Origin of the sequence: Halocynthiibacter namhaensis (assembly GCF_000812685.1) — a bacterium.
Classification (GTDB): domain Bacteria; phylum Pseudomonadota; class Alphaproteobacteria; order Rhodobacterales; family Rhodobacteraceae; genus Halocynthiibacter; species Halocynthiibacter namhaensis.
The window spans coordinates 30,523-57,030 of sequence record NZ_JWIF01000058.1; the positions used below are offsets into that span (position 1 = coordinate 30,523).

The 26,508-nt window shown below is 54.0% G+C and carries 30 protein-coding genes and 1 pseudogene; 16 read left to right on the plus strand and 15 right to left on the minus strand.

Annotated features, from left to right (window positions below; all coding sequences use genetic code 11):
• Nucleotides 1-71 precede the first annotated feature (71 nt).
• Entirely contained in the window at nt 72-680 is a 609-nt protein-coding gene (locus RJ38_RS11380; RefSeq protein WP_052245345.1) for a DUF6151 family protein, read from the minus strand.
• Between the two features lie 30 nt (nt 681-710).
• The gene (locus RJ38_RS11385; RefSeq protein ID WP_039019004.1) at nt 711-2,153 is read right to left on the minus strand and encodes a Glu/Leu/Phe/Val family dehydrogenase; all 1,443 of its coding nucleotides are present in this window, start codon (nt 2,151-2,153) and stop codon (nt 711-713) included.
• Nucleotides 2,154-2,468: 315 nt separating this feature from the next.
• Here RJ38_RS11385 and RJ38_RS11390 point away from each other — a divergent pair, with 315 nt between their 5' ends.
• From RJ38_RS11390 to RJ38_RS11400, 3 genes are read left to right on the plus strand one after another with little or no spacing between them, the layout of a single operon-like run.
• A complete protein-coding gene (locus RJ38_RS11390) occupies nt 2,469-4,055 on the plus strand; it encodes a TadE/TadG family type IV pilus assembly protein (RefSeq protein WP_039019005.1) in 1,587 nt (528 codons plus the stop codon).
• Nucleotides 4,052-4,624, plus strand: a complete 573-nt coding sequence (locus RJ38_RS11395) for a TadE/TadG family type IV pilus assembly protein (RefSeq protein WP_052245346.1) — start codon at nt 4,052-4,054, stop codon at nt 4,622-4,624. The genes RJ38_RS11390 and RJ38_RS11395 overlap by 4 nt, the downstream gene beginning before the upstream one ends.
• A complete protein-coding gene (locus tag RJ38_RS11400) occupies nt 4,611-5,237 on the plus strand; it encodes a TadE/TadG family type IV pilus assembly protein (protein WP_039019006.1) in 627 nt (208 codons plus the stop codon). Before RJ38_RS11395 ends, RJ38_RS11400 begins: the two co-directional genes overlap by 14 nt.
• A 105-nt stretch (nt 5,238-5,342) precedes the next feature.
• Here the strand turns inward: RJ38_RS11400 and RJ38_RS11405 are convergent, their stop codons facing one another.
• From RJ38_RS11405 to RJ38_RS11415, 3 genes are read right to left on the minus strand one after another with little or no spacing between them, the layout of a single operon-like run.
• Entirely contained in the window at nt 5,343-5,843 is a 501-nt protein-coding gene (locus RJ38_RS11405) for a hypothetical protein (protein WP_052245347.1), read from the minus strand.
• Nucleotides 5,844-5,897: 54 nt separating this feature from the next.
• Entirely contained in the window at nt 5,898-6,770 is an 873-nt protein-coding gene (locus RJ38_RS11410; protein WP_039019007.1) for a HalD/BesD family halogenase, read from the minus strand.
• Nucleotides 6,767-7,747 (minus strand): NAD(P)-dependent oxidoreductase, encoded by a 981-nt coding sequence (locus RJ38_RS11415; RefSeq protein ID WP_039019008.1) that lies wholly within the window; start codon nt 7,745-7,747, stop codon nt 6,767-6,769. The genes RJ38_RS11410 and RJ38_RS11415 overlap by 4 nt, the downstream gene beginning before the upstream one ends.
• Before the next feature lie 124 nt (nt 7,748-7,871).
• Between RJ38_RS11415 and RJ38_RS11420 the strand changes: the two genes are divergently transcribed.
• Both RJ38_RS11420 and RJ38_RS11425 read left to right on the plus strand, forming a co-directional pair.
• Nucleotides 7,872-8,804, plus strand: coding sequence for a LysR family transcriptional regulator (locus RJ38_RS11420; RefSeq protein WP_238321688.1), 933 nt, complete (start codon nt 7,872-7,874; stop codon nt 8,802-8,804).
• 107 nt (nt 8,805-8,911) lie between these two features.
• Complete coding sequence (locus tag RJ38_RS11425; protein ID WP_039019009.1) at nt 8,912-9,823, plus strand: pirin family protein; 912 nt, start codon at nt 8,912-8,914, stop codon at nt 9,821-9,823.
• Nucleotides 9,824-9,906: 83 nt separating this feature from the next.
• Here the strand turns inward: RJ38_RS11425 and RJ38_RS11430 are convergent, their stop codons facing one another.
• Complete coding sequence (locus RJ38_RS11430; protein WP_039019010.1) at nt 9,907-10,494, minus strand: TetR/AcrR family transcriptional regulator; 588 nt, start codon at nt 10,492-10,494, stop codon at nt 9,907-9,909.
• Between the two features lie 193 nt (nt 10,495-10,687).
• On the opposite strand from RJ38_RS11430, the gene RJ38_RS11435 reads away from it, so the two are divergent.
• The 3 genes from RJ38_RS11435 (at nt 10,688) to RJ38_RS11445 (ending at nt 13,191) form a co-directional block, all read left to right on the plus strand.
• On the plus strand, nt 10,688-11,296 hold the full coding sequence (locus RJ38_RS11435; RefSeq protein ID WP_039019080.1) for an exonuclease domain-containing protein: 609 nt from the start codon (nt 10,688-10,690) through the stop codon (nt 11,294-11,296).
• Between the two features lie 199 nt (nt 11,297-11,495).
• On the plus strand, nt 11,496-11,804 hold the full coding sequence (locus RJ38_RS11440) for a hypothetical protein (protein WP_156121845.1): 309 nt from the start codon (nt 11,496-11,498) through the stop codon (nt 11,802-11,804).
• Between the two features lie 100 nt (nt 11,805-11,904).
• Nucleotides 11,905-13,191, plus strand: a complete 1,287-nt coding sequence (locus RJ38_RS11445; RefSeq protein WP_039019012.1) for a homoserine dehydrogenase — start codon at nt 11,905-11,907, stop codon at nt 13,189-13,191.
• A gap of 58 nt (nt 13,192-13,249) precedes the next feature.
• On the opposite strand, the gene RJ38_RS11450 is transcribed toward RJ38_RS11445, so the two are convergent.
• Complete coding sequence (locus RJ38_RS11450) at nt 13,250-13,669, minus strand: MerR family transcriptional regulator (RefSeq protein ID WP_039019013.1); 420 nt, start codon at nt 13,667-13,669, stop codon at nt 13,250-13,252.
• A gap of 75 nt (nt 13,670-13,744) precedes the next feature.
• Between RJ38_RS11450 and RJ38_RS11455 the strand changes: the two are divergent.
• Nucleotides 13,745-14,379: pseudogene (locus RJ38_RS11455) on the plus strand (cation efflux transmembrane domain-containing protein).
• Between the two features lie 103 nt (nt 14,380-14,482).
• On the opposite strand, the gene RJ38_RS11460 reads toward RJ38_RS11455, so the two are convergent.
• Both RJ38_RS11460 and RJ38_RS11465 read right to left on the minus strand, forming a co-directional pair.
• Nucleotides 14,483-14,719 (minus strand): DUF1150 family protein, encoded by a 237-nt coding sequence (locus RJ38_RS11460; protein ID WP_039019014.1) that lies wholly within the window; start codon nt 14,717-14,719, stop codon nt 14,483-14,485.
• The gene (locus RJ38_RS11465) at nt 14,716-15,141 is read right to left on the minus strand and encodes an Hsp20 family protein (RefSeq protein ID WP_039019015.1); all 426 of its coding nucleotides are present in this window, start codon (nt 15,139-15,141) and stop codon (nt 14,716-14,718) included. The genes RJ38_RS11460 and RJ38_RS11465 overlap by 4 nt, the downstream gene beginning before the upstream one ends.
• Nucleotides 15,142-15,312: 171 nt before the next feature.
• Here RJ38_RS11465 and RJ38_RS11470 point away from each other — a divergent pair, with 171 nt between their 5' ends.
• From RJ38_RS11470 to RJ38_RS11480, 3 genes are all read left to right on the plus strand, one after another.
• On the plus strand, nt 15,313-15,531 hold the full coding sequence (locus RJ38_RS11470) for a YdcH family protein (protein ID WP_039019016.1): 219 nt from the start codon (nt 15,313-15,315) through the stop codon (nt 15,529-15,531).
• A gap of 102 nt (nt 15,532-15,633) precedes the next feature.
• Complete coding sequence (purE, locus tag RJ38_RS11475) at nt 15,634-16,113, plus strand: 5-(carboxyamino)imidazole ribonucleotide mutase (protein WP_039019017.1); 480 nt, start codon at nt 15,634-15,636, stop codon at nt 16,111-16,113.
• On the plus strand, nt 16,106-17,188 hold the full coding sequence (locus tag RJ38_RS11480) for a 5-(carboxyamino)imidazole ribonucleotide synthase (protein WP_039019018.1): 1,083 nt from the start codon (nt 16,106-16,108) through the stop codon (nt 17,186-17,188). The genes purE and RJ38_RS11480 overlap by 8 nt, the downstream gene beginning before the upstream one ends.
• Nucleotides 17,189-17,201: 13 nt before the next feature.
• On the opposite strand, the gene RJ38_RS11485 is transcribed toward RJ38_RS11480, so the two are convergent.
• From RJ38_RS11485 to RJ38_RS19110, 4 genes are all read right to left on the minus strand, one after another.
• On the minus strand, nt 17,202-17,954 hold the full coding sequence (locus tag RJ38_RS11485; protein WP_039019019.1) for an esterase/lipase family protein: 753 nt from the start codon (nt 17,952-17,954) through the stop codon (nt 17,202-17,204).
• A gap of 39 nt (nt 17,955-17,993) precedes the next feature.
• A complete protein-coding gene (locus RJ38_RS11490) occupies nt 17,994-18,845 on the minus strand; it encodes a DMT family transporter (RefSeq protein WP_039019081.1) in 852 nt (283 codons plus the stop codon).
• 80 nt (nt 18,846-18,925) lie between these two features.
• Nucleotides 18,926-19,255 (minus strand): arsenate reductase family protein, encoded by a 330-nt coding sequence (locus RJ38_RS11495; protein ID WP_039019020.1) that lies wholly within the window; start codon nt 19,253-19,255, stop codon nt 18,926-18,928.
• A gap of 137 nt (nt 19,256-19,392) precedes the next feature.
• Nucleotides 19,393-19,569: a hypothetical protein gene (locus RJ38_RS19110; RefSeq protein ID WP_039019021.1), complete on the minus strand. Its 177-nt coding sequence runs from the start codon at nt 19,567-19,569 to the stop codon at nt 19,393-19,395.
• A gap of 205 nt (nt 19,570-19,774) precedes the next feature.
• Here RJ38_RS19110 and RJ38_RS11505 point away from each other — a divergent pair, with 205 nt between their 5' ends.
• Together RJ38_RS11505 and RJ38_RS11510 are read left to right on the plus strand one after the other, a co-directional pair.
• On the plus strand, nt 19,775-21,196 hold the full coding sequence (locus tag RJ38_RS11505; RefSeq protein ID WP_052245348.1) for an ATP-grasp domain-containing protein: 1,422 nt from the start codon (nt 19,775-19,777) through the stop codon (nt 21,194-21,196).
• 322 nt (nt 21,197-21,518) lie between these two features.
• Nucleotides 21,519-22,286 (plus strand): alpha/beta fold hydrolase, encoded by a 768-nt coding sequence (locus RJ38_RS11510; protein ID WP_039019022.1) that lies wholly within the window; start codon nt 21,519-21,521, stop codon nt 22,284-22,286.
• Between the two features lie 14 nt (nt 22,287-22,300).
• Here RJ38_RS11510 and RJ38_RS11515 read toward each other — a convergent pair whose 3' ends face one another.
• Both RJ38_RS11515 and RJ38_RS11520 read right to left on the minus strand, forming a co-directional pair.
• Entirely contained in the window at nt 22,301-22,486 is a 186-nt protein-coding gene (locus tag RJ38_RS11515) for a hypothetical protein (protein ID WP_039019023.1), read from the minus strand.
• A gap of 75 nt (nt 22,487-22,561) precedes the next feature.
• Entirely contained in the window at nt 22,562-23,332 is a 771-nt protein-coding gene (locus tag RJ38_RS11520; protein ID WP_039019024.1) for a hypothetical protein, read from the minus strand.
• A gap of 207 nt (nt 23,333-23,539) precedes the next feature.
• Between RJ38_RS11520 and lepA the strand changes: the two genes are divergently transcribed.
• The gene (gene lepA / locus RJ38_RS11525) at nt 23,540-25,339 is read left to right on the plus strand and encodes a translation elongation factor 4 (protein WP_039019025.1); all 1,800 of its coding nucleotides are present in this window, start codon (nt 23,540-23,542) and stop codon (nt 25,337-25,339) included.
• 245 nt (nt 25,340-25,584) lie between these two features.
• Nucleotides 25,585-26,259 carry a hypothetical protein gene (locus tag RJ38_RS11530; protein WP_039019026.1) on the plus strand — a complete coding sequence of 225 codons (675 nt, stop codon included), beginning with the start codon at nt 25,585-25,587 and terminating at the stop codon, nt 26,257-26,259.
• Nucleotides 26,260-26,508 lie beyond the last annotated feature (249 nt).

Consider the following 26,508-nt stretch of genomic DNA (forward strand, 5'->3'; position numbering starts at 1 on the left):
CAATGGGCAGGTACGACGTGTTATGTCGTTTTTCAACGCGAGAGTGCCGTCGCGTGACGAAACAGCCGGGTTTAGACCTTCGGTGTCACGGCCTTGCGTTCGTCCAACGTCAAGATTTTAGGGGCGACAATCGTCTCGCCAGCCTCGGTCCAGAACGGCGAATAACGGGTTTTGGCACGCATCTTTGCCTTCAGCTGACGCCAAAGAATACGCGAAATCACCGGAAGAAATCCAAAATCATCCGGCGGAGTGCTGCCTTTGCGCGCTGCTTTGGCAAACATCGACGCCCGCATAGGCCCCATCTTATCGATGGCGTTTTCATGAAAACCACAGGTTGGCATGCCGATTAAAGACATGGATTTTGACCCCATCATATTGGCGATGGGCGAATGGCAACAGCTGGCGTACCACCGGATCATACCTTTGGGCGAAAGTCGGATGGCTTGCAAATATTCGTCTTTGCCTTGGGTGAAATCCAGACGCCAAGCAAGGGTTTGGAACAACTCAGACCCACCACTTTCATCAAGAACATCTGCGCCGCCTTGCCCTGTCAACCAGATGGCAAAAGCCTGACAATCCAAACAATGGCACCGGGCAAGATTGCCTGTGCTGGGGGTTACATCATGGATTGTGGCGCGAAGCTTGCCGCAATGGCAACTGTATTCCGGGGCAAATAACATGCCCCGGAACTAAGGTCATATAAAAGCGAATTACAAGCCTTTTGCGCGGTAACTTGCGGCGACTTTACCGATAGAGACCAGATAGGCGGCCATGCGCAAATCAGTCACCTCTTCGCGGGAATGCCACATCTCGCGCATGGACTGATAAGCCGCACGCATCGTGTCATCCAACCCAGAACGCACAAGTTCCAATTCGCCCGCACCACGCAGATATTTCTGCTTAAAGTCCGGCGTCATAGACCAACGTTCCCCCATGGCATCATCAAGACGCTCTAGTTCGTCGATCACCAATTGGTGCCGCGTTTCTTCCTGACGACGCTGCATGCGACCGAAACGGATGTGAGACAGGTTTTTCACCCACTCGAAGTAAGACACGGTCACACCGCCCGCGTTTGCGTACATGTCAGGTATAATGACTGTGCCCTTATTGCGCAAAATTTCATCCGCACCAGCCGTGACAGGGCCATTCGCAGCCTCAATGATCAAAGGCGCTTGCACACGTTCAGCATTGCCAAGATGGATCACCCCTTCAAGGGCTGCTGGGATCAGAATGTCACATTCTTTTTCCAGAAGTTCCGCACCATCTTCAACATAAGTGGCACCTGTGAAGCCCTTAACGCCGCCGTTTTCGCCGATCCAAGCATAGACCGCTTCAACATCGAGACCGTCATCATTGAAGATCCCACCGTCACGTTCGATGATAGCTGTGATCTTCGAGCCATCTTCTTCAGACAGGAATTTGGCCGCGTGGTAACCCACATTGCCAAGACCTTGAACGATCACACGTTTACCATCAAGCGTACCAGACAGACCCGCGATTTTCATGTCTTCCGGGTGGCGGAAAAATTCTTGCAAGCCATATTGAACCCCACGACCGGTTGCCTCAACACGGCCAGCAATACCGCCTGCATTCAATGGCTTACCTGTCACACAAGCGCGGGCGTTGATGTCGGTTGTGTTCATACGTGCGTATTGATCGGCGATCCAAGCCATCTCACGTTCGCCAGTGCCCATGTCAGGCGCGGGAACGTTTTGGGATGGGTGAATAAGGTCGCGTTTCGCCAGCTCGTAAGCAAAACGACGGGTGATCAATTCAAGCTCATGTTCTTCATAATCACGTGGATTGATGCAGAGACCACCTTTCGAGCCGCCAAAAGGCGCCTCAACCAGCGAACATTTATACGTCATCAAAGCGGCAAGCGCTTCCACTTCGTCCTGGTTCACGGAACTCGCGTAGCGAATGCCACCTTTCACAGGTTCCATGTGTTCAGAATGCACGGAACGATACCCCGTAAAGGTTTGAATCTGCCCGCGCAGACGCACACCGAAACGAACAGTATAGGTCGCGTTACACACACGGATCTTCTGCTCGAGCCCCGGTGGAAGATCCATTATCGCAACCGCGCGGTTAAACATTAAATCAACCGATTCGCGAAAGCTCGGTTCTTGAGCATGTCCAGTGTTTGCGTTCATTCTAAACCTCCGGCGGCTACATTTGCCGCATTTACAGACTGTTGTGGCAACTGTTAGAATCAGTGCCTGTTTTTTGTGCAATCAGACTATGACGGATTGATTAATTCGTCGCGTATAAAACGCGTTTTCGCGGGAAATTCCGTCGCATTCGGCGCATAACTGCTTAGATCGCCGCGATTTCACGGATCAAAGCGCCCCATTTGCAAAATTACGCCCCAACGCCCAACTTTGGCCACATCTATGTCGTTCAATTATCGCGCTATAGCGACGTGCGACTTAGAACTGGCTTGCCCCTGTTCTAAAAGGGGAATTTCGATGCAAAACAAATTACACACCACCAAAACCTATTCCGCTCCGACCACAACTCGCGCGTTACGGCGTTTTAAACGCCTGAACACACGCAATGATTGGTCACTCAAGAATTTCTGGCGCGATGAAAGCGGATCGCTGATTATTTTTTCCCTATTTGCATTTGTTCTAATGGTCGTCCTGTCTGGCATCGCCATTGATGTTATGCGCCATGAAATCACGCGGATCAGACTGCAAAACACGCTGGATCGCGCTATTCTTGCTGCGGCGGATTTGGACCAACCGCTTGATCCCGAAACCGTTGTGCGTGACTATTTTGCCAAGGCCAATATGTCTGACTACCTGGGCACAGTGACGGTCGATGGCGACGAAAAAAACAGTTACCGAACTGTTACTGCGGATGCCACTGCCGTGATGCCAACAATGTTCCTCAGCTGGGAGGGCATCAACATAGATGAGCTCAGCGCGTCTGCCCGAGGTCGCGCAGAAGAACGCATCACCAATGTCGAAATTTCGCTGGTTGTTGATATCTCGGGATCGATGCGGGGCACAAAGATCGCGACATTGCGCACCGCTGGGCAATCTTTCGTGGATTCCGTACTGCGCCCTGCATCCGTTGATCGCGTGTCCATGTCGCTGATACCTTACACCGCGCAGGTGAACGCGGGCCCACATATCTTGGGGCAGATGAACCTCACTCCGACGCCACGCCACAACTTTTCACATTGCGTAGAATTCACCGAAGCCGATTTTGCCATTCCGGGCTTGGTTGCAACCCCCGCCAGTGCAGGTGGCCGTGATTATTACCAAGGTCAGCACGGGTATTCTTACCGCGCCCTTCATTCACGCGGCGCGAACGATGCCCCCCAAACCCATGGCCTGGCAAACCCCAGTTGCCCCCGCCAACCCTACGAGCGGATCATCCCAATTTCCCAGAACAGAGAGCTGTTGAAAGACGCTCTAAGCAAATTGGTCAACCGACATAACACAGCCATCCACACGGGCATGAAATGGGGCACAATTCTACTGTCACCAGACACCCAACCCATGATAGAACGCCTGTCCGAAGACAGCTCAGCAACGCATGACTTAGATGGCACCAGCCTGCCCTTCATCGACACCGTGTTTGGCAATCGACCTGCATCATGGACAACATCGGGAAGCCCCCCCCCAGAGGGCGGATATTGGACAGATAAATACATCGTCCTGATGACCGATGGTCAGAATGTTGGAAATGATCGCTTAAGGCGTCAGTTCTATAATTCACCCAGTGAATATGCTTTCTGGGATCGGGTCGGCGGCCAAACTTGGGTCTATGATTATTCAACCAACCGCCGTTACAGCGATTATCATATCAACGCCTATACAGCGACGGATGCGAACAACCGGCTGCAAAAAATCTGTGATGTCGCGAAAGCCAATGGCATTACGGTCTTTAGCATTGGCGTTGAGGTCACCGAAAGCCAAGCTGGGCCAATGCGCAATTGCGCAACCCCTGGTGGCGGGCATTTCTTTAAGGTCAACAATCAGGATCTGGCAGCCGCCTTTGACACGATTGCCAACCAAATCAACAAGCTGAGACTGACACAGTGATACGGAATTTTCAAAATCTAATACACCGCTTCCGAACTGACGAAACTGGGTCTTCCACCATTGAATTTGTGCTGTGGTTTCCCCTGTTCATGTCGATCATGTTGTCCTCAGTCGAGGTCGGCGTTCTGATGATCCGGCAAGTTATGTTGGATCGCGCCGTGGAAATCACCGTACGCGATTTACGGCTGGGCACGGTTCCCAACATGGATGCGGCCAATTTGGGCGATCTCCACAACACGTTAAAAGAACTGATCTGCGAACGCGGGACCGTATTGGGGGCGAAATGCGAAAGCACGATCTTGTTGGAACTTCGCGTTGTGGATCAAGTCACCTGGAACCCGTTATCGGTCGCGCCAACATGTTATGATGTTGAAGCGGATCAGACAGAAAGCAGCCTTGATGTGGGCAATGAAAATGAATTGATGATCATTCGCGCCTGCGTCAGATTTGATCCCTTCTTCCCCGGAACAGGTCTTGTCATGGATCTGCCCCGTCACCCCACCACCGGCGATTATGCGTTGATTGCAACATCCGCTTTTGTAAACGAGCCCGAAAATGCAGATTCTTGAAACCTTGAAATTCCACTGCACCCAATTCGGGGCCGATTGCCGCGACCAAATTCGCAAATTCGCGCATGACACCTCAGGGACCATCACGGTTGAGGCCGTTCTTATCCTGCCGATCTTGATCTGGGCCTATGCCGGGATGTTTTCGTTTTTCAACGCCTATCGCGCGCAAAATGTGAACCTACGCGCTGCATATACGCTGTCCGATCTCGTGACGCGCAAAGTTGACCCAATGAATGTGAGTTATCTAAACGGGTTGAACACGATTTATGATTTCTTGATCAGCGCGCCTCACCCTACATGGATCCGTGTCACCGAAATCTCCTGGAGCGCAGATGAAGACCGTTTCAACGTCATCTGGTCGCAGGCTACAAAGGGCCGCACGGGCTGGACAACGGCCTCATTGAACGACGAACGTGGCGACGAGTTGCCAATCTTGGCGGATAAAACCCATGCGATCATCGTCGAGGCGTCAACCTATTACACGCCTTTCTTCAGCTCATCGCGGTTCAATATGTTGATGGATCCCGTGAACTTTGACAATTTCATCGTCACCAGCCTGCGCACTGTTCCCGCGGTGTGTTGGATCGACGATGTAAACTGCCATGATTTCTAGGGTTCAAACAGGCCCCAGATCCTTCAGCTAACATCTGAAATTCCCCACAGCTGTTGCGCCTGTCATTTGCAAGCGCTCAGCTGTTTGCAGAATTTATCCGGGGATCTATTCCTCTGTCGTGAGCGCGACGATCACCTCGACCATAGATTTTGCATCGCGCGCATTGGTGATGCCACCAATCCCGATCCGTTTGCCCACACGCCACACCAAACCCGGGGCCCAAAACCTGCCCCCAGCGCTGCGTGTGTTGATCATAAAGCCGTTTGAAGGTTTGAACGCAAAGACCCCGCGTTCAATCGACACCACATCTTCCATGCGCACCAGACAGCTGCCATCGGCGTTCCACAGTGCCTCCTGTGTCAGCGTCAGTCCACCCACCGTGTTGCGGCGCATTTTCTCGGCCAAGGCCAGGACACTCAAGCCCAGTGCCACAAGAAACAATTGCAACAATATCGGCGCGCCGGTGATCAACAAAGCATTCCACAACAAAAGCATGCCCAGGATGATCAAGACGCAAAGCGCAAAGACCCGACGCACGTCAGACACGCGCAGCTCCATTAATACATCTGCGCTGCCCGCTTCCGTTTCGATCTGCTTTTCTGTCATCACCGTCCCCAATTCAGGCTCAATTTTTACACGGTGATACCCTGTCCCGCCCCCCTAGTCGAGCCAGTCATCCCCCCGCAGCCCAGCGCGTTCCAAATGCACCGGAAGAACCCGTCCATACAGCTGCTTGGTACGCTCAGGACTGCCGCACATGCCTTCGCGTTCGACCCAAGACATGATCGCCACATGCCGCGCACGCGCCCCACGCAGCGGGGCCACCCGATGCAGTGAATTGCGGCCACGAAACAGTTGCAGATCCCCAGGATTTAGCGTCAGGCTGACGATTTCATCCGACGTGCCTTGCAACACCTCTGACACGGCGGCAAAGTTTTCGCCGCCATCAGCGGCACCCACATGTCGGATCATCGGTGCATATTGAAACTCCCCGCCCTCTTCAGCGTTCTGCAGCGCCAGCGTCACCGTGAAATTATTCGTGTCAAAATGCCAAGGGAACCCGTTCCCTTCCCCGGCCGTGTTGACGATCATATCCGCAAGCGGATCATCATATCGAAAGAACGCATCTTTCGGCTCATCCAAACAATCGCGGATGAAGTCATCAAAGCCTGGAAAATCATGTACCTGGCGCAACGGGCCATCATGGCTAAAATTATCCGCAGGGATGAAAGCGTTTGAGCGATCATAAAACTGACGCGCCGGATGAGATTGCGGTAAACTGTCGTCGTCCTGACTGAAATAGACGTTGGTGCGCGAAAAGCTGCGATGCCCAAGATGCGCCACGCGATCGGCTTCCGCCACAGCTTGGGCGACACCCTGTTTCGTCAAAAAGCCACGGACCACCGCACATCCATCTCGCTGCAAATCTGCGCGCACGTCATTTAACATGTCGCGATATGCGGCGGTTTTCGGTCGATTGATTGGATGGCGGGCAAGATCAATCATGTCTTGCCCGCCCAATACGTTGGTCATTCAGCAGCCTGCTGGGTACGATCAGCGTGTGGGTCAACTTCATAGCCGGGCTCTTCCGGTTCATCATCCAGCATTTCAGATGGGAAACCCGGTGCAAGGATCGACAGATTGGTCGCGTCTTCCAAACGTCGGATGATATTTGGCGATAATTCACGTTCGCCGTATTTCTTGATCCCATCATCAAAGATCTCAACCATCATTGGCGAAATCTCAAGCGGCACATTGTTGCGCTCTGCAATCTCTTGGAACAGGCCAACATCCTTTTTCACAAGATCCATGGTGAAGGAAATATCGCGGGATCCGTTTAAGATCACCTGGCTTTCCGTGATGTGCGAGAACGAATTTCCCGAACTGATTTTGATCGCCTCATAGGTCGTGTTCAAATCCATTCCCGCAGCTTTGGCCGTCACCAACGCCTCGGCATTTGCCACCAAATGCACGGTCGCAAGATAGTTGGTCAACACCTTCAGAACAGAGGCAGACCCCAAATCACCTGTGTGCAAAATGCGCCGCCCCATCGTGGTCAAAAGCGGCAAGATGCGTTCAAACGTTGCACGATCACAGCCCGCGAAAATTGCGATGTTGCCGGTGTCCGCACGGTGGCAGCCCCCGGATACAGGGCAATCCACCGCCGCACCCCCAGCGTTAATCACCATCGCGCCCAGGCGTTTGGCCTCGGCTTCATCCGTGGTGGACATTTCCATCCAGATTTTGCCCTCTTTCACCTCAGGCAACATTTCTTGCATCACCGCATCCGAAGCCGCCGGGCTTGGCAAGCAGGTGATCACCGCATCGCAGTCGCGCATCAATTGCGCCGCGGACGTGCCCGCAGTGCAGCCTTTGCCAACGGCGATCTCCATGAGGTCTGCATTTAGATCAAACACTGTCAGGTCTACGCCATTGCGCGCCAAACTGCCCGACAATTTCCCACCCACATTGCCCAAGCCAATAAAGCCCACTTTATAATCTACAGCCATTTCTACGTCCTATTCTCGTGTCGCCGAACTCGCGGCATGTTTGCAATTGCTCATAGGGTGGCTTGACCCAATGCAAAATTAAAACGAATAATAAGATCATCTGACCCCGGAATTATTTGTATCAATGTCTGACATCCCAGCCCTCCCGCCAAATGCACTGCGTGATCTTCCCAACCTGACATGGTTGCGCGCGTTTGAAGCTTCGGCGCGTTTGCAAAGCTTCACCGCCGCCGCAGACGAATTATCCCTGACCCAAGCCGCCGTTAGCCATCAGGTTCGCAGCCTTGAGAAAAGCTTTGGCGTCACCCTGTTTTCCCGAGGCCCGCGTCGCCTTGCCTTGACCGAACTGGGGCATGCTTGGTACCCAACCGTCGCCCAAGCCTTGCAAGATATTGCCTTATCCACCCGTGGCTTACTTGGCCCTCAACGCACCCGCGCGCCCCTGCGCACCATTACATTGCGTGCCCCGATTTCCACTGCTGTCCTCTGCATCGCGCCGCATTTAGGTGCCTTCCACGCGCAAAACCCTGACATTTCTGTGCGCTTGATTTCCGCGATTTGGGCCGACAGCACCCAAGACAACGATGTGGATGTGGATGTGCGTCTCGGGCCCGATGGGTCGCTGTCACGTCGCGCCCATTTGCTGTCACGCGAAACCATCCGCCCCGTCGCCAGCCCAAGTCTTGCCCGGCAATTGCCCGATCTGAAATCCGTGTTAACCCAAAACCTGATCCACATTCACGGCTATCAAGACCATTGGCTGCGCCTCACACGCCAAGAAGGGTTGAACCTGCCCGACCAACATGCCCCCCTCTTCGTGGATACATCCCTTGCCGCGATTGAACTTGCGGTCGCAGGCGCAGGTGTCACAATGATCATGAAACGTTACGCCGAACCTCATTTATCCTCTGCGCGATTGGTCCCTCTCCCCGGCCCAGAACTGCCAATGGAACAGGGGCACTATTTGATGCCACCAGAGGGCCCAGCGCTTCAATCCGCCGAAGTGAACCTGCTGCGCGATTGGGTGGTACAGCTGTTTGCCCGTCAAACCGATTAAGATTTAAATTGCAAATTCGCACATGCACCACGCATTGCGACACATATGTTCTTATTTGCACAGTCACCAAGACGCCCTACATTGACCTCAACAGATAGGAGTCCCCAATGTCGATCCGTCCCGTAACCGCCCAGACCCAAGCAACCCCCACCGTCGAAGGTGCGGGCGTCAATCTCCACCGTGCGTTCGGGTTTCATAACCCCAAGAAATTTGACCCATTCCTGCTGTTCGACGACTTCCGTCAAGACGATGTGACAGGTGATATTGCCGGCTTCCCTTGGCATCCCCACCGCGGCATTGAAACCATCAGCTATGTTCTGAATGGTACGGTGGAACACGCTGACAGCCTTGGAAACAAGGGCGTGATTGGCACAGGTGACATCCAATGGATGACCGCTGGGTCCGGCATCATGCACCATGAAATGCCCTTTGCCAATACGGCAGGCCAGATGCATGGTTTCCAACTTTGGTCTAACCTGCCCGCCAGCGAAAAAATGTGTGCGCCGCGCTATCAAGATATCCCATCGGACGAAATCGCCGAACGCCTCGATGACGACGGCACCCGCATTCGTGTGATCGCTGGGGATTGGCGCGGCATTCTGGGGCCCGTCAAAGGCATCGCCACAGACCCCGTTTATCTCGATATCTCGCTGGCGCCCAACACCACAAAGATCCTGCCCATGGACACCTATCGCAATACATTTGCTTATGTTTTCGCTGGCAACGGCCGTTTCGCAGACAGCTCGGCCCCCCGTGGTGTCTTGCTTGAAAAAGAGGTCATGGGTCAGGATCTGAACATCCGTGATCTGTCAGGCAACCGCACCTTGGTTGAATTTGGCACCGGTGATGAAATCAAGGTCACCTCCGGCCCCGAGGGCATCCGCTTCCTGCTGATCGCAGGCGCTCCCCTTCAGGAACCCATCGCCTGGCATGGCCCCATTGTGATGAACACCCCAGAAGAGCTGCGCCAAGCCATGTCTGATCTGCGCAACGACCGGTTCATCCGCCCCGCGCATTGATCCCACATACAATCAATCTCATTGTGATTCAAAAACATACCGGGGTGCGCGGGGGATTGCCCCCTCGCCCGCCTCGCAAGTCTTCAGCCAAGAAGCGATTTGCGTACCATATCCCAATAGATTTCTTCCACCCGTTCCAATGACAGGCGACCACCTTCACGGTACCATGTGTTCACCCCCGTCAGCATAGCAATCACCGCCATGGCAGACAGATGCGCATCTTCGACTGCGAAATCACCAGCAGCCAAACCATCTGAAACGATCCCCTCAAACACCTGCTCGTAAGCTTTGCGCCGCTCGGTGATTGCAGCGTAATTATCAGGGGTCAGATTGCGCAACTCCATATAGGCAATGAAAACCGCATCTTGGCGTTCCATATGAAAACGGATGTGAAACCGCACGAGCGCTTCAAGCCGCTGCATCGGTGCACCCGCCGGATCAATATCCTGCCACGCCTCAAGCAGAGCGACCATATGCGCGTCCATCATGTCAAACAGCAACGCTTGCTTGTCTTTGGTGTAAAGATACAAAGCCCCCGCCTGCACCCCAACCTCAGCCGCAATCCGGCGCATCGACACAGACGCATATCCGTGACGGGCAAAAAGTTGCTCAGCCGCGGACCGCACCCGGGGGCCAGTGATTTCGGAATGGGAACCTGTTTTACGTGCCATAGCAGGTAGATTATCTGAACACCCGTTCATTTCAAGAGGCAAAACCACCACCTGCCGCAGGCTCGCCCTCAAATATGAAGCGACGCGCTGTAAAGCAATGAGCGAACCGCAGATTTCGACCTAGACCTTGTTGACTTCAACGAGAGGCGCGTTGCAGGTTTCACAAATCAAAAACATCAAAGCCGAGGGCGCGTTGAACAAATTTGGGCATCTTGAAACACTACCGACCGGGCCCTTTCGCTTCATTGCGTTGGATGTCGAAACTGCGGGTAAATCAGCTGGGGGAATATGCCAGATTGGCCTGTGTTTCGCCGATGCTGCGGGTCATTTGCAGACCTATTCGGTCTTGGTCGACCCCGAGGAACCTTTTGCCCCCTTCAACACCGAACTGCACGGGATTTCCAGTGAAACCGTGGCGGGGGCTGGGAATTTCCCGACGGTCTATATGGCGCTGTATGATATCCTGAACACTCATTCGCTTATCCAACACAGCACCTTTGATGAAAAGGCCTTAACGGCCGCTTGCGTGCGCTATGATCTGCCCATGATCACGTCACATTGGACCAACAGCGTTACAGTTGCGCGTCAGGCGTGGCCTGAGCTGAAGGGCGCTGGTGGTCATGGCCTCGCAAACCTCAAAAAGCACCTCGGCCTCGCGTTTCACCATCATGACGCAGGCGAAGACGCCCGCGCATCTGCTTCGGTCATTTTGAAAGCCGAAAAGGTTTTGGGCAAACCATTGTCCCATCTCAGATTAGACCGACAGTTAACGTTTCAGTTTCAAAAACCCCCACAAAAGTGACCTAAAATCGAAACACACCGCTCTTGGTTCGGTGCTTGAACATGCATTCAAGGCTGCAATGGCGGTTTTGGTCGTCCATTTTCCCGTGGCAACCGTATTTTATGGCGGGCTGCCGCCGTTCACCACAGCCGCGAAATTCCCGCTCTGTTCATCCCCGGCCACACAGCCTAAAATCGCAGCATCAATTGCGGAGCATCACGTGCGATTCTATGTCCTGTCCACCCTTGTTGGGTTCACACTTTTGGCCTGTGCGCCGCCTGCGCATATTCGTGCGATTGAAACCTCAAGCCTATCGCGTGAGGCATGGCCTGAAATTCTGCCTTTGCAAGATCTTCTGGCTGACCACAGATCGGCACAGCCCGGCCGCCTCAACGCCCAAGAACAAGGTGCTCAGCTCAGCAAACGCGTGGCAGGCTTGAAATCACGCGCCCAACGCTTGCAACGCCCCGTGATTGATCAGACCCGTCGCGCCCGCCTCTTGGCAGCAATTTCCCGTCAAAACGGCTGATTTCAGCACCGATCCGTCGCTTGTCCGCATTGCACCTGCCGCCGTTTCGCGCTAACCAGCGGGCAACAATGACTGACTTTCTGACAAAACGGAGCCCCCAATGACCGCACCTCTTCGACTTGGCATCGCAGGACTTGGCACCGTTGGTGTCGGGGTTGTGAAAATCATTCGCCAGAAAGCCAATCTTCTAAGCCTGCGCACGGGCCGCCCTGTGGTGATCACTGCGGTTTCGGCGCGTTCCAAATCCAAAGATCGCGGCGTGAACCTGTCGGATTACGCTTGGGAAGATGATCCGGTTGCATTGGCCAAACGCGATGATGTTGACGTGTTCGTGGAACTGATGGGCGGCGCTGACGGCCCGGCCAAAGCCGCGACCGAAGCGGCAATCGCTGCAGGCAAAGACGTTGTCACTGCGAATAAGGCAATGCTTGCTGAACATGGCCAAGCCCTGGCAGAAGCCGCTGAAAACGTAGGCAAAGTCATCCGATTTGAAGCCGCCGTCGCTGGTGGCATCCCCGTTGTGAAAGCCCTAACCGAGGGCCTAGCCGGCAACGACATGACCCGCGTCATGGGCGTGATGAACGGCACCTGCAACTATATCCTGACCCGTATGGAAAATGCTGGTCTGCCCTATGATGAAGTCTTTGAGGAAGCCAACCAGCTTGGCTATCTCGAGGCTGATCCAAACCTTGATGTGGGTGGCATTGATGCCGGGCACAAACTGTCTTTGCTCGCCTCTATCGCGTTTGGCACCAAGGTTGCCTTCAGCGCGGTTGAACTCGAAGGCATCGGCCGCATCACGATTGAGGACATCAACCAAGCCGCCGACATGGGCTATCGCATCAAGCTTTTGGGTGTTGCCCAGATGACCGGACGTGGCCTGGAACAACGTATGACCCCTTGCCTTGTGCCTGCCGACAGCCCCCTGGGTCAGCTTGAAGGCGGCACCAATATGGTGGTCCTTGAGGGCGACAATGTCGGTCAAATCGTTCTGCGCGGCGCTGGTGCGGGCGAAGGCCCAACCGCAAGTGCCGTGATGTCTGACGTGATTGAAATCGCGCGCGGCACCCGTCTGACCACATTCGGCCAGCCTGCGGCCACGCTCGAAGACGCGCGCCCCGCACAATCATCAACCCCCGCGCCTTATTACCTGCGCATGGAATTGACCGACAAACCAGGCGCCCTGGCAAAAGTCGCATCCGTCCTGGGCGAAGCGGGCGTTTCTATCGATCGCATGCGCCAATACAGCCATGAGGCCGAAACAGCACCTGTGTTGATCGTGACCCATAAATGCACCCGCCAATCCCTGGACGAAGCCCTGCTTGGCCTTGGCTCCACAGGCGTGGTCGCAACCGACCCGGTCGCGATCCGCATCGAAACTGTGTAATTCTTTGTAACAACGGCCAAAAGCGGGGACACCCTTGCTTTTGGCACACTTAACCTCCTTAGCCGTGGTCAGCCTCGCATCGCGAATGATCCGCAAGTGACGCCAAAACATAGCAATTATCCACATGCCCCTGCCCCGAGCAGCCATCTGTGATCCGGGTCAATTCGCGTTCCAAACGTTGCAGGCTATTGATACGTGCGCGCACATCCCCCAACTGGTTTTCTGCAATCTCATTGGCTTCGGCACAGGAATAATCCGGGTGGTTTTGCAGGGTGATCAAGGCAGAAATCGCCTCTATCGGAAACCCCAGATCGCGGGCGTGTTTGATAAACCCAAGCCGTTCCAATTCCCGCGCACCATAGCGGCGCTGATTGCCCGCAGATCGCTCGGCCTCCTCAAGCAGGCCCACCTGTTCATAATAGCGGATCGTCGGAACTTTCACGCCCGTGCGCTTGGACAGCATACCGATGGAATACATTTTTGAGAAACCTCTTGAACCTCTAGTCACTAGAGAGACTATATCACCTGTCATGAGATCAAAAAGGAGATTCGCATGGCAGGTTGCTGCGGACATGACGCCAAATTTGATGGCGTCTCACAAGACTATAAACGACGGCTTTGGCTGGTGATTGCGATTAATGCGGTGATGTTCTTCGTCGAGATCACCGCCGGGCATATGGCAAAATCCCAAGCTTTACAGGCAGATGCACTTGATTTTCTCGGAGATGCATTGACCTATGGGATATCGCTTGCGGTGATCGGGGCCTCGCTTCGACTGCGCGCCACAGCGGCGATGGCAAAGGGCATCAGCCTTCTGGCCATGGGGATTTGGGTGTTCGGATCCACCCTATATCGCGTGTTCTATATCGGGGTTCCCGCCGCTGAAATCATGGGGCTGATCGGATTTTTGGCCCTTACGGCCAACCTTGCCAGTGTGCTGATTCTTGTGCGCTATAAGGATGGTGACGCCATGTGCGTTCCGTGTGGCTGTGTTCGCGCAACGATGCCATCGGTAATGTTGCGGTGATGTTTGCCGCCTTTGGCGTCTGGGGCACGGCCAGCGGTTGGCCTGATTTGATCGTCGCGGGGATTATGGCAAGCCTCTTCCTGTCGTCAGCCTTCCAGATCATCTCGCAAGCGATACAAGAACACCGCGAAATGTCATCGCATGTACATGCGGTAGACTGAACCATAAACAAAGCGGGGCGCGTTCAAGCAAGCCCCGCTTTTATCCGTGTCCACAAGCAGCATCATGTTCAATCACACGAATACATGCCTAAAATAGATGTTCTTAGTGTACTGAAACCGGCGCGTAATCATGTTCGCGGGCCAGGACAAATGCCAAGCGGCGTTCATTCACAAGCGCAAGCTGTTCGCCTTCTTCTGTGCAAACAGCGTAGAGATGATCCGCGCCAGAAGCGGCGTCTTGCATATCATCAGGAAGATCTTCAATATTGATCGCGCGCACGTAAACCGTACGGTTGTCGCCTTCGAATTCCTGCCCAGGGAAATTAAATTCTGAATTCATGTCTGTCCCCGATTCTTATTAATTTTGATCGTTTGTACTATCTTATCTGGAACAGAACGAGTCAGATCCACATGCAGAAGTCCGTTTTCCATGCTTGCTGCACCAACTTCAACCCCTTCCGCGAGAACAAAACTCTTTTGAAACTGTCTTGCCGCGATTCCCCTGTGTAAAAACACACGTTCGTCGTCTACATCCTGCTGGTTTCCGCGCACATTCAGCTGACGATCTTCCACTGTGATCGATAAATCGCCCTCAGCAAAGCCGGCAACGGCCAAGGTGATTCTAAAAGAATGGTCACTGGATTGCTCGATATTGAAGGGGGGATAGCCCTCGTTGCCAGATTTCGCGGTCCGCTCAACCAAGCGTTCAAGTTGATCAAAACCCAACAGATAAGGGTAGGATCCAAGCGTCAATTTCGTCATAGTCTTCGTCCTGTGTTCAGCGACAATCCACCAAACTCTAGGAATAAGCAGCTCGGCTCATAGAAATATGGCGACGCCAAGAACCGCTTGCAAGGCATTTGCTATATTTGTCCTCTTTTTAAATTTTACGGTCCGGGTTAGGTTGCAACCACACAATAAGAGGTCATGCCGATGGATACGCCGGAAGAAATGTCCCATGATGAGATGACGCGCGTCAGACTTCAGGTTTTGCGCGACGAGCACCGCGATCTGGATGATGCAATCGATGCGCTTGCGGAACGTGCAACAGCCGATCAATTGTCATTGAAGCGGCTGAAAAAGCAAAAGCTTGCTCTGAAAGACCGCATTCAGAAGATCGAAAGTGATCTCATGCCCGATATTATCGCCTAATTCCTGCCCAAAAATGACGCAAGCGCGTTTTGGCCGATTGTCTGCGGCCCTGGATTGGCTATAGTGCCGCTTCCTTTACAGCCATTTTTGGGGGACGCCACCATGGCAGATGTCGGCATTATTATGGGCAGCCAGTCAGACTGGCCAACAATGAAGCTTGCTGCGGATATTCTCGATGAACTCGGGATCACCTATGAGGCGAAAATTGTTTCCGCCCATCGCACCCCAGATCGCCTGTGGGCCTATGGAAAATCTGCTGCGGGTCGTGTGAAAGTGATCATCGCAGGGGCCGGTGGTGCGGCGCATTTGCCAGGTATGATGGCCTCAAAAACCCGTGTGCCGGTGATCGGCGTGCCGGTACAGACCAAGGCACTCTCTGGTGTCGATAGCCTGTATTCCATCGTGCAAATGCCTAAGGGTTTCCCCGTCGCGACCATGGCCATTGGTGCTGCAGGTGCTGCGAACGCAGGCCTGATGGCCGCGGGCATTTTGGCGGTGTCCGATGACGCACTTGCCGTGAAACTTGATGCTTGGCGCGACGCCCTCGCCGCCTCTATCCCGGATGAACCAACCGATGACTGATACAAACGCCCCCCTGCCCGCAAACGCGACCATTGGTATTCTTGGCGGCGGCCAATTGGGCCGCATGCTGTCTGTTGCGGCCTCTCGTCTTGGCTATAAAACCCATATTTTCGAGCCCGGCGCAAACCCACCAGCGGGCCAGGTCGCGGATCAAGTCACCACTGCCGGATACGACGATGAAGCAGCCTTGCGTGCCTTCGCCCAGGCTGTGGATGTCATCACCTATGAGTTTGAAAACATTCCGACATCCGCCTTGGACATTCTAGAAGCCACGCGTCCCATCCGTCCGGGCCGCGAAGCTTTGCGCACCTCGCAAGATCGCCTGACCGAAAAGAACTTCTTGCAAGGCTTGGGCTTGAAAACCGCGCCATTCGCCAATGTCGAAACACGCGATGATCTGACCGCTGCGTTGGACACAATCGGTGCCCCCGGCATCTTGAAAACCCGTCGCATGGGCTATGATGGCAAGGGCCAAGCCCGGATCATGACACCGCAAGAGGCGGATGCCAGATTTGACGCCATGGCTGGTGCCCCGGCTGTCCTAGAAGGTTTCATCGAATTCAGCCATGAGGTTTCCGTCATCGGCGCACGTGGTGTGACTGGCGAAGTCTCTTGCTATGACCCCGGCGAAAACGTGCACAAGGACGGTATCCTTGACACCACCACCGTGCCCGCGCGTCTGACCGCAAGCCAACGCATGGATGCGGTTCTGTTAACGGCCAACATCCTGAATGCACTGGATTATGTTGGTGTCATGGGGGTCGAACTTTTCGTGACACCCCAAGGCCTCATCGTCAATGAAATCGCCCCGCGCGTGCATAATTCGGGCCATTGGACACAAAACGGTTGTGCGGTGGATCAGTTTGAACAACATATTCGCGCGGTCGCCGGCCTGCCCTTGGGTGACGGTCAACGTCACGCGGATGTGGTCATGGAAAACCTGATTGGTGATGACATGGACCGCCTGCCAGAACTGTTGGCCGACCCCAAGGCATCGGTGCATCTGTATGGCAAAGCTGATGTGAAACCTGGCCGTAAAATGGCCCATGTAAACCGCATTCAGTCGGCGAAATAACAACCTGCTTGGGTCAATCGTTTAGGATTGGCCCAGCAATCAATTTCGCAGCCGCGCGATGTGTCATGCTTGGTTGAAAATACCCGGTCTCAAGAAATGTCACGACCTGCCCGATCACCAGCGCATTGTTCATCATAAACGTATGGGTGACCGGCAAGGAAATATGGTCTCGCATTCCAGCCAAGCGGGTCGAAGCAACCGCAACTTTGCCATCATCCACCCCGGGAATAATCGCTGAATACACAGGGTTAAGCGACCGGCTTCCGGCAATGACTCCAAGCTCAAACATAGGGGCTGGCAGGCTGCGCGGGGCCTGATCAGACCCTGTCCCAAGCGCCATCCCCGCAGGCCCATTCACCCATTCAAATGGCTCTAGTCGATGGAACGCATCCACCAATTCAGACCCTTGATTGGGCGGCGCAAGCATCACCACACGCCCCATTTCTTTCGGACGATGCATCGCCATATTTGCGCGCAACAAAATCCCACCCATCGAATGGGTCACGAAATGGATCTTCTCCTGGGGGTCGATCTGGGCTTGGCAGTCCGCAATTGCACCTGACACCGATGTTTGCGCCAATGTAGAAATATCTTCCGAGGTCGAGTCATACCCTTTGTTCACAACGGAATAGCCGCGCGTTTCCAAGGTTTCCTCAATCACCATCAAAGATGATTTCGTACGTGCAAGGCCATGCAGCAACACAACACAATCCGCCTGCGCCGGAAGGCCCAGTGAGATCAACAAGAAAGGCAAAAGAAATTTCATGTGGGGTATATAGGGCTGATCACAGCAGATTTCGAGAGGTCAATTTCCTAATTGACGTGTGGGAAGCAAAGACAGCGCGATCCCGCCCAACACCAGGGCCGATGCAACCCAAAACCGCGGACCAATCCCTTCGCTTAGGAAGAATGCCCCGCCCGATGCCGCAATGATCGGAACACTTAACTGCGCCACGGCCGCAATGGTCGTGCGCAGCTGCGGCAACAATTGGTACCACAAAGCATAGCCAAGCCCCGATGTGATCGCCCCAGATACAACAGCCAGCAAAAAGGCAGAATTCACGGGCGGCAACACAGTGCGTTCAAACACCAACACCGCAATCAAAACGGGCACCAAAGCCCCCAGAAAATTGGCAGCCGTGGCCGCAAGCGGGTCTTTCACTCCGCGCCCAATCAACGAATAGCCGCCCCAGCCAAGGGCCGCAGCAGTCATCAACAGTGAACCAAGCACCGGTGGTGCGCTCGCACCCGTGGGCCATGTGAGATAGGCCAAGCCGCCCAGCGCACAACCCGCCCCGATCCAACGGGTTAAAGGTATGTTTTCACGCGTAAAAACTGCCCCCGCGAACATCGTAATTTGAGCGCCGCCAAACAAGATCAGCGCCCCAATGCCAGAATCTACATTGCGATACGCCAGTGAAAATCCGATCAAATATAGGGCAAGAGAGGCACTGCCCATGAAGCTGCCCACCCGCAAGCGCGCAATTCCATTGCCACGCAACAACACCAAACACAGCAAGATCATTGCACCAGACAGCGCCCGGATTGCCGAGAACTGCAAGGCGGTCATGTCTCCGCTGGTCAGGGCCGCCCGGTTCAAAACGGAATTGGCCGCAAAAGCGATCATGGTGAGGGCCGTGAGAACGAATAAGCGCATGGGGATTGATGGCCCAAACTGCGAAAGGTTTAAAGGGCGCAATGACCGAAAACCTGATTTCAAAGCCACATGCCCTGGTTCTAGGTCTCTATCAATGCGGCCTGCACCGCGTCATCCCAGCCAAGGTGAAACGCATCACCATCCTGGATCACCGGACGGGTCATAAGTTTGGGCTTGGCCGCAAGCTGGGCATCCGCATCAGAATTCTTCAACCATTCATTCAGCGCACGCCAATCTGACGATTTTCGGTCAACCAAACGGTCCCCAAATTCCAGCAAAAGCGCCGCCCATTCGTCATCAGACATTGGATCAGCACGCACATCACGAAACGCGACCTCACGCCCCGCGTCTTCGAGGGTTTTGATCGCACGCTTGGTCAGCGCGCATGTCGAAATGCCGTACACAATCATGATGGTCTTCCTTACGTCGCAATATTGGTCGGATTAGATTACGTGCAAACGCGCCCGTTGATCAGGCGACGAACACAAAATATTCCCTGCACCCGATCAAAAATGACACCCCGTCCAAGGCGTCATCCCATCCGCATTTACTTTGCGTTCTTAGAGGCTTTTTCTTCCTTGGTCAGCTTCACGCCCCAGGCGTTGTTGCTGATCCCAAGTTCAGACGGCATGGGTTTGGTTTTGCCCTGTTTCACTTCGCCGCCTTTTTTCAGGAACTCCTGGATCAAAGCATCGTCGGTGGTGGGTTTTGGAACTTGTTTCATCGCTGCGGTCTTCCGTGGTTACGAGTGGCGCTAGGGCGTGGTCTTAAGCATAACTTAACAGGGATCCTCAGGAAAGAAAGAGAGGATTAAGCCCCCAACACCAAGGCTTACCGATGCGCCGATATTCGCAAGGCGACTGTCTACGGTTTTTTAATAAAAACATGTCATTCCGATAGGGCCACAGGCCTTAGACATAGGAACCAGAATGGAACCGCAAGAAAGAATCGGCGTTGCACGCCTTACAAAACTAGCGTTCAACGGGGCAGATCTTGGCCCGCTGCGCGCCCAACTTCTTAGCCGCTGCATATTGGAAGGCAACGCCGAAGGCGCTTTCATGGATCTGTCGGTGATTGAACAATTGCTGGGAAATTCTCACGCGGGTCTTGAATGGCAAGCGCAGGCCTTGAAAACCCGTCGCGTTTATAGCTCCAACAGCGAAGCCCCCAACAGTCAGATCGACAGTCAGATCGACAGCGATATCAATGGCCAAATCGACGCCCAATTCAGCGAACAGCAAAAACTATTGGTTTTCGCTGCGACCGGCCCCATGGGCTGGAACACTCCGGTTGAATTTCTTCTGCAAGGTTCGAATTATCAGATCATCACCTATTTCCCGGATTTCGATGCCCCCCACCCTGCCGCACTTCCAGATCATGATATCGCCATTTGCGCCGCGCCCACGGATTCTGCCGCCTCTCAACACTTCATCGAAAATCTGCGTCAGCTGACCCAGAAAACCGGTGCCAAAACGCTGAATTTGCCGACGGCCACAGTCAATCTAGACCGTGACGCTCTCAGCCAGGCCGTCCCCAAAACACCTAGCCTGCGGTTCCCGAACACCACGCGCCATTCCCGCAAACAACTGAAATCATTATTGGATTCTGAACAAGAATCGCAGATTTTAAATCCCCTCGGGCAATACCCCTATATCATCCGCCCCTGTGGATCTCATGCGGGCATTGGGCTTGCGAAATTTGGGGATCGTGACGCATTGATCGCCTATCTCGACACCCATCAGGATCAAGAATTTTTCATTTCAGAATTCATCAATTACGCGTCCCAGTCGGATGGCGCGTTCCGAAAATACCGAATTGTCTTTGTCGACGGCAAGGCGTTCCCCTGCCACATGGCGATCTCGGATCAATGGGATCTGTGGTATATGAACGCAAAAATGGAAGGCTCGGCACATAAAAAGGCGCAGGAAGCTCGTTTCATGGACCGCTTTGAGCGCGACTTTGATCTGCGCCATCAGCAGGCTTTTTCAACGCTCACCCAGGAAATCACCCTTGATTATTTTGGCATTGATTGCGCAGAAGATCGCGATGGAAATCTGGTCGTATTCGAAGCTGACAACGCTTTGATCGTTCACGACATGGATTCCAACGCAGTTTTTCCGTATAAAAACAGACATATGCACCGCATATTCGCAGCATTCAGGGCAATGTTAGACAGGCATGCCACCCCCTTAGCAAAGCCGCTAAACCCCGGATCAGACAAACCCGCGCCAAGCCAGAACCCCAAGCAAACCAGCACCGACAAGGATCACGACAAGACCAATGCGCCAAGCGCTTTCCCAGACCAAATCCCGCGCCCGCGCCCCAGGATCGACATCCGCGAGCCAGCGTAGCGCATAGCGATGTGTGCGATCAATCCGCGGCAAATCCACAAGACGCGCCAATCGGGGATTGCGGGCAAGTTCAACCGCCTCAGACATATAGGCCAGATCCCGGCGCAATCCGCGCGGCAGCATTCGCCCAGCCTTGTTCACCCGCGCGCCAAGGGTCCTCCCCCGCAGGCGCAAACCACGCCCCAGCGCATCAAAAACATCTTCGGCTTTCTGTTCAATCTCAGACGGGTTCATCCGGGGCCTCCTGCTGATCAGAGATAGGGCACCACAAAAGGCATTTCAACATCTGGAAACCCTGACCACGCCGCGTTACAAACACTTCATGTTACATACTGTAGAATTTGGTGCGGAACACGGCGGTACACCGCTGCTTATCGCACATGGTCTTTTCGGCTCTGCCCGCAATTGGGGTGTGATCGCCAAACGTCTGGCCGATACGCGCCGGGTCATCACCGTTGATATGCGCAACCACGGCAGCAGCCCGTTTGATCCCGCCCACAGCTATCCCGATCTGGCCGATGATCTGGCCGAAGTCATCCGCGCCACCGGCGGGTGCGCCGATGTTCTGGGCCATTCCATGGGGGGTAAGGCCGCGATGATGCTGGCGCTTGCCCATCCTGAATTGCTGCGAAAGCTGATCGTCGCGGACATCGCGCCGGTCGGATATGGTCACACGCAAACGCCGCTGATTGACGCGATGGAAACGCTTGACCTGTCTATGATCACCTCGCGCCAAGACGCCGACGCCGCCCTTACCGCATCCGTGCCGGAAGCTGGCGTGCGGGCGTTTTTGCTGCAATCGCTTGATCTGCGCACAGGTCCAAAGGCCTGGCGGCTGAACCACACAGCGCTTCGCACCCATATGGACGCCATCATCGGTTTTCCTGAGACCGCCGATCAAAGCTTCCCAGGCCCCACGTTTTTCTTATCGGGGGCCGCATCAGATTACCTGCGCCCGGAACACCGCCCGCTGATCAAATCGCTTTTTCCAGCGGCACGTTTCGCCAAGATCCCCGGTGCGGGTCATTGGCTTCACGCCGACAAACCCCGAGAGTTCGAAGCCGCCGTGCGTGTCTTCCTAGACGTTTAACCGGACGCTTAGGTTTATTTCAGCTCAAGGATCGCGCGTGTCACAAGCCAAGTCACGGGCAAGGCCACAACAGCCCCAACCAAGGCGGCATATATGATCGGCATCATGGTGCCATAGCCCATGGTCAAAACCGCCACGACACAGGCCCCGGCAAGGGTTGTGCCAACAATAGAATATAAAGCAGATGCGAGGCGTAACATGGGGTAACCTTTCCTGTGCAGCCCTGAAGTTGCACAAAACCTACCCCGAGTCGCGCCACGCATCTTTGATCTGTGTCAGGTCTTTTGGGCATCATCTCCATATCGCTGACGATATGCAGTTATCCAACTAGGTGCTCCAGCATGCCAATGAGGCGCCGGGCCCCAAATGGTTTGTTTCACCGTATCCACCGGCCGAGGGTCCCCGTGAAACGCAACGATGCGCGCGCTATCAGGCGGCACAGAAGGTGCTACGAATAAGCCTTTACCATACCGATGGCACAGATGACGCTTGAAACTTAGAACAAGGCCTTCCGGCCAGTAAGATGGTGCATCAGCATGCGCACCCACAAAGTCCTGTTCATTCTGCCAGGTTTTCATATGGCCTTCCATGTCTTTCGCGAATGCTTCCAATACATGGGCGTTCTTGCGGATGTCATAGGAATAAACTCCGGTTCCGACCTCCTTTTCAAGTCTTTCTCGGCCCGGATACCAACTCTTCCCCACGTTCAAAAACCTGCTGCCCTCAACCTGATCAAAGAATGGCTGCAAATCTCCAATCACCATCATATCAAGATCAATAAACAACACACGGCCAAGATCACCAATCTCATCAGAAAAAAGACTTAGCTTTCGCCAGACACCCGGCAGCTTCCATGCAGCGGGGGCCAGACCAATATCAGGAATGTCGCGCGCCTCGATCCCATCCAAAAGCCCCACACGATTGTCGGTTAGGCACACGAACCGCAAATCGCCCTGCACATTGTCGCGGCAAGCCCGGTACAGCAAGTTTACCTCACTTGCGTCAAAGACAGTGCCCCACTTAATACATAGAATCGTGGCCTGCATATTACTTCCCGCTCATAATTAAAAGTTTACCGGTTTCGTTGTTCAGCGGTCGGTCACGATCACTAGTCAACGCTTCAGTACATTCCACATACTATCCTTCGAAATACAATGCTACATGTGGCCATTTACTTCCTCAACAATGAAAACCAACTCGAATTGTGTTGTTCTGCTTGACCAACGCCTCATTCCCTTCCATATCCCAATCCCATGACTGAGCTTTCAAAAATCCGCAATTTCTCCATCGTGGCCCATATCGACCACGGGAAATCCACCCTCGCTGACCGCCTCATCCAGGAGACGGGCACAGTGGCTGATCGTGACATGCAAGAGCAGATGCTCGACAGTATGGATATCGAACGCGAGCGCGGCATCACCATCAAAGCCAACACGGTGCGCATCGACTATACTGCGGATGATGGCGAGGACTATGTTCTCAACCTTATCGACACCCCTGGTCACGTTGATTTCGCCTATGAAGTCTCCCGTTCCATGCGTGCGGTTGAAGGGTCATTGCTGGTTGTGGACAGTTCACAAGGGGTCGAAGCTCAGACCTTGGCGAACGTCTATCACGCCATGGAAGCCGACCATGAAATCGTGCCGATCCTCAATAAAATCGACCTGCCCGCATCCGACTGTGACCGTGTGGCCGAACAAATCGAAGACGTCATCGGCATCGAAGCCACCGGCGCGATCCAGGTCTCTGCGAAAACCGGTCAGGGCATCCATGAAACATTGGAATCCATCGTCAAAGATCTGCCCGCCCCCAAAGGCGACCCGGACGCGCCGCTCAAGGCCATGCTGGTTGATTCATGGTATGATTCATATCTTGGCGTTATCGTTTTGGTGCGCATCATCGACGGCAAGCTGAAAAAAGGTGATCGCATCCGTATGATGTCCACCGATGCCGTCTACCCTGTTGATCGCATTGGTGTTTTCCGCCCACAGATGGAAATGATCGACATACTTGGCCCGGGTGAAATCGGCTTTCTGACCGCCTCGATCAAACAGGTGCGCGACACTCGTGTGGGCGATACTATTACGCATGAGAAAAAGGGCACAACCGATATTCTGCCCGGCTTTAAACCTGCGCAACCCGTTGTTTTCTGCGGCCTCTTCCCCGTCGACACCGCCGAATTTGAAGACCTGCGCGACAGCATCGAAAAACTGGCGCTGAATGACGCATCTTTCAGCTATGAGATGGAAACATCCGCTGCCCTTGGCTTTGGTTTCCGCTGTGGCTTCTTGGGCCTTCTGCACCTGGAAGTCATCCGCGACCGCATTGAGCGCGAATATGACATCGACCTCATCACCACCGCGCCTTCGGTGATCTATCACATCCACATGCGCGACGGCACGATGCAGGATTTGCACAACCCCGCCGACATGCCCGATCTGACTTTGGTCGACCACCTGCAAGAACCGCGCATCAAGGCGACCATCCTTGTGCCTGACGAATATCTTGGTGATGTGTTAAAGCTTTGCCAGGATCGTCGCGGCATCCAACAAGATCTGACCTATGCCGGCACCCGTGCCATGGTCGTCTATGATCTGCCCCTCAATGAGGTGGTGTTCGACTTCTACGATCGCCTGAAGTCCGTGACCAAGGGCTATGCCTCATTCGACTATGTCATGACCGAATATCGCGAAGATAACTTGGTTAAGATGTCAGTTCTCGTGAATGATGAACCGGTTGATGCGCTCTCCACCATGGTTCACCGCGACCGTGCCGAGACACGGGGCCGCGCCATGGTTGAAAAGCTCAAAGACCTGATCCCGCGTCACATGTTCAAGATCCCGATCCAAGCGGCGATTGGCGGCAAGGTGATTGCACGCGAAACGCTTTCGGCCATGCGCAAAGACGTGACCGCGAAATGTTACGGTGGCGATGCGTCCCGGAAACGTAAGCTGTTGGATAAGCAGAAAAAAGGTAAGAAGAAGATGCGCCAATTCGGCCGCGTCGACATCCCCCAAGAGGCCTTCATCAGCGCCCTCAAAATGGACGATTGATCCGGACTTCCAGCCAGACACACGATTCAAACCCCGGCCTCGCGTCGGGGTTTTTCTTTGTCAGTCCTGTCGTTCCCGGTCTCTTCGTCGGGCCTCTGGCCCGACAGCGCCTGACCGCCCCCTCGGGCGGGCGCTTCGCACCCACCCGGCGGTCAAACGCTGGGGTTTGTGGTTATGTCATTGACCTGCATTACTGCGTGTGGTTGTTTCATCGAATTGATAAGCATTTATATTATGGGGCATTCATGAACACAGATAATGCTGCAGAAGACAGCCGTATAGCCGAACTTTCCGACTACCTACGTTCTATAGGTTTAGACAAGTTGGCTTTTGAAATTTCAGAAGAAAGGCTCGCGCGCAGAATCAATGAAGCTCAGCAAATTCAACAGCAATATGAATTTCAAGAACATATAGAGCATCAGTTGCAAGATACACTTGAACAACGAATAGTTGCTATCAATAACACCCTGTTTGATAAGGCTGCGGCTTACAATAACATTGTCATTTCTTTTGGGTATGCTGGTTTCTTTGCTATTTGGAACTTTGTCAGTGAAGGGATGCACCCTTGGGACACCGCATTGATCGCAATATTGTTAGGCTCGTCACTACAGCTTTTTATATATTGGACACTTAAAGTTTCCCTCCACAACGTATACACCGTAAAATTGGCCGCTGAGGCAATGGCGGAAAGTTATCAATCCTCCGGGGAAAAAGTAGATGCAATACTCTTAGCCGAGCAAAACGCAGGTGAAAAATCCATTATTCTTCAAGGGCAATGGTTCCCAGTTTTTCTCGTCACTGTCGTAACCGGCTTCGGCTCTGGAATATTGCTGTTAACATTAATGTTCTTTCGTGTTCTGAAAATCGACTTTAGTTATCATGATTTTCTCTTAGCCGCCTGGGAACGCCTCCTCAACTAATCGCCCGTGCCACGCACGGGCAGCGCCTGACCCTCCCCACGGGAGGGCGCTTCACGCCCACCCAGGGTCACCCGCCACCCTTTACAAACCTCACACCACCATCGCGACTGTCCGTCAGGGCTTACGCCGTTCCACAGGAACGACGGTCCCCTCCTCATCCCCAAGGCAGGGCGCAATCAAACCCACCCAGGCTCATGCACTGCCCCAGAAAATCTCACACCGACAATGCACCGCCTCAAGGCGGCTTAC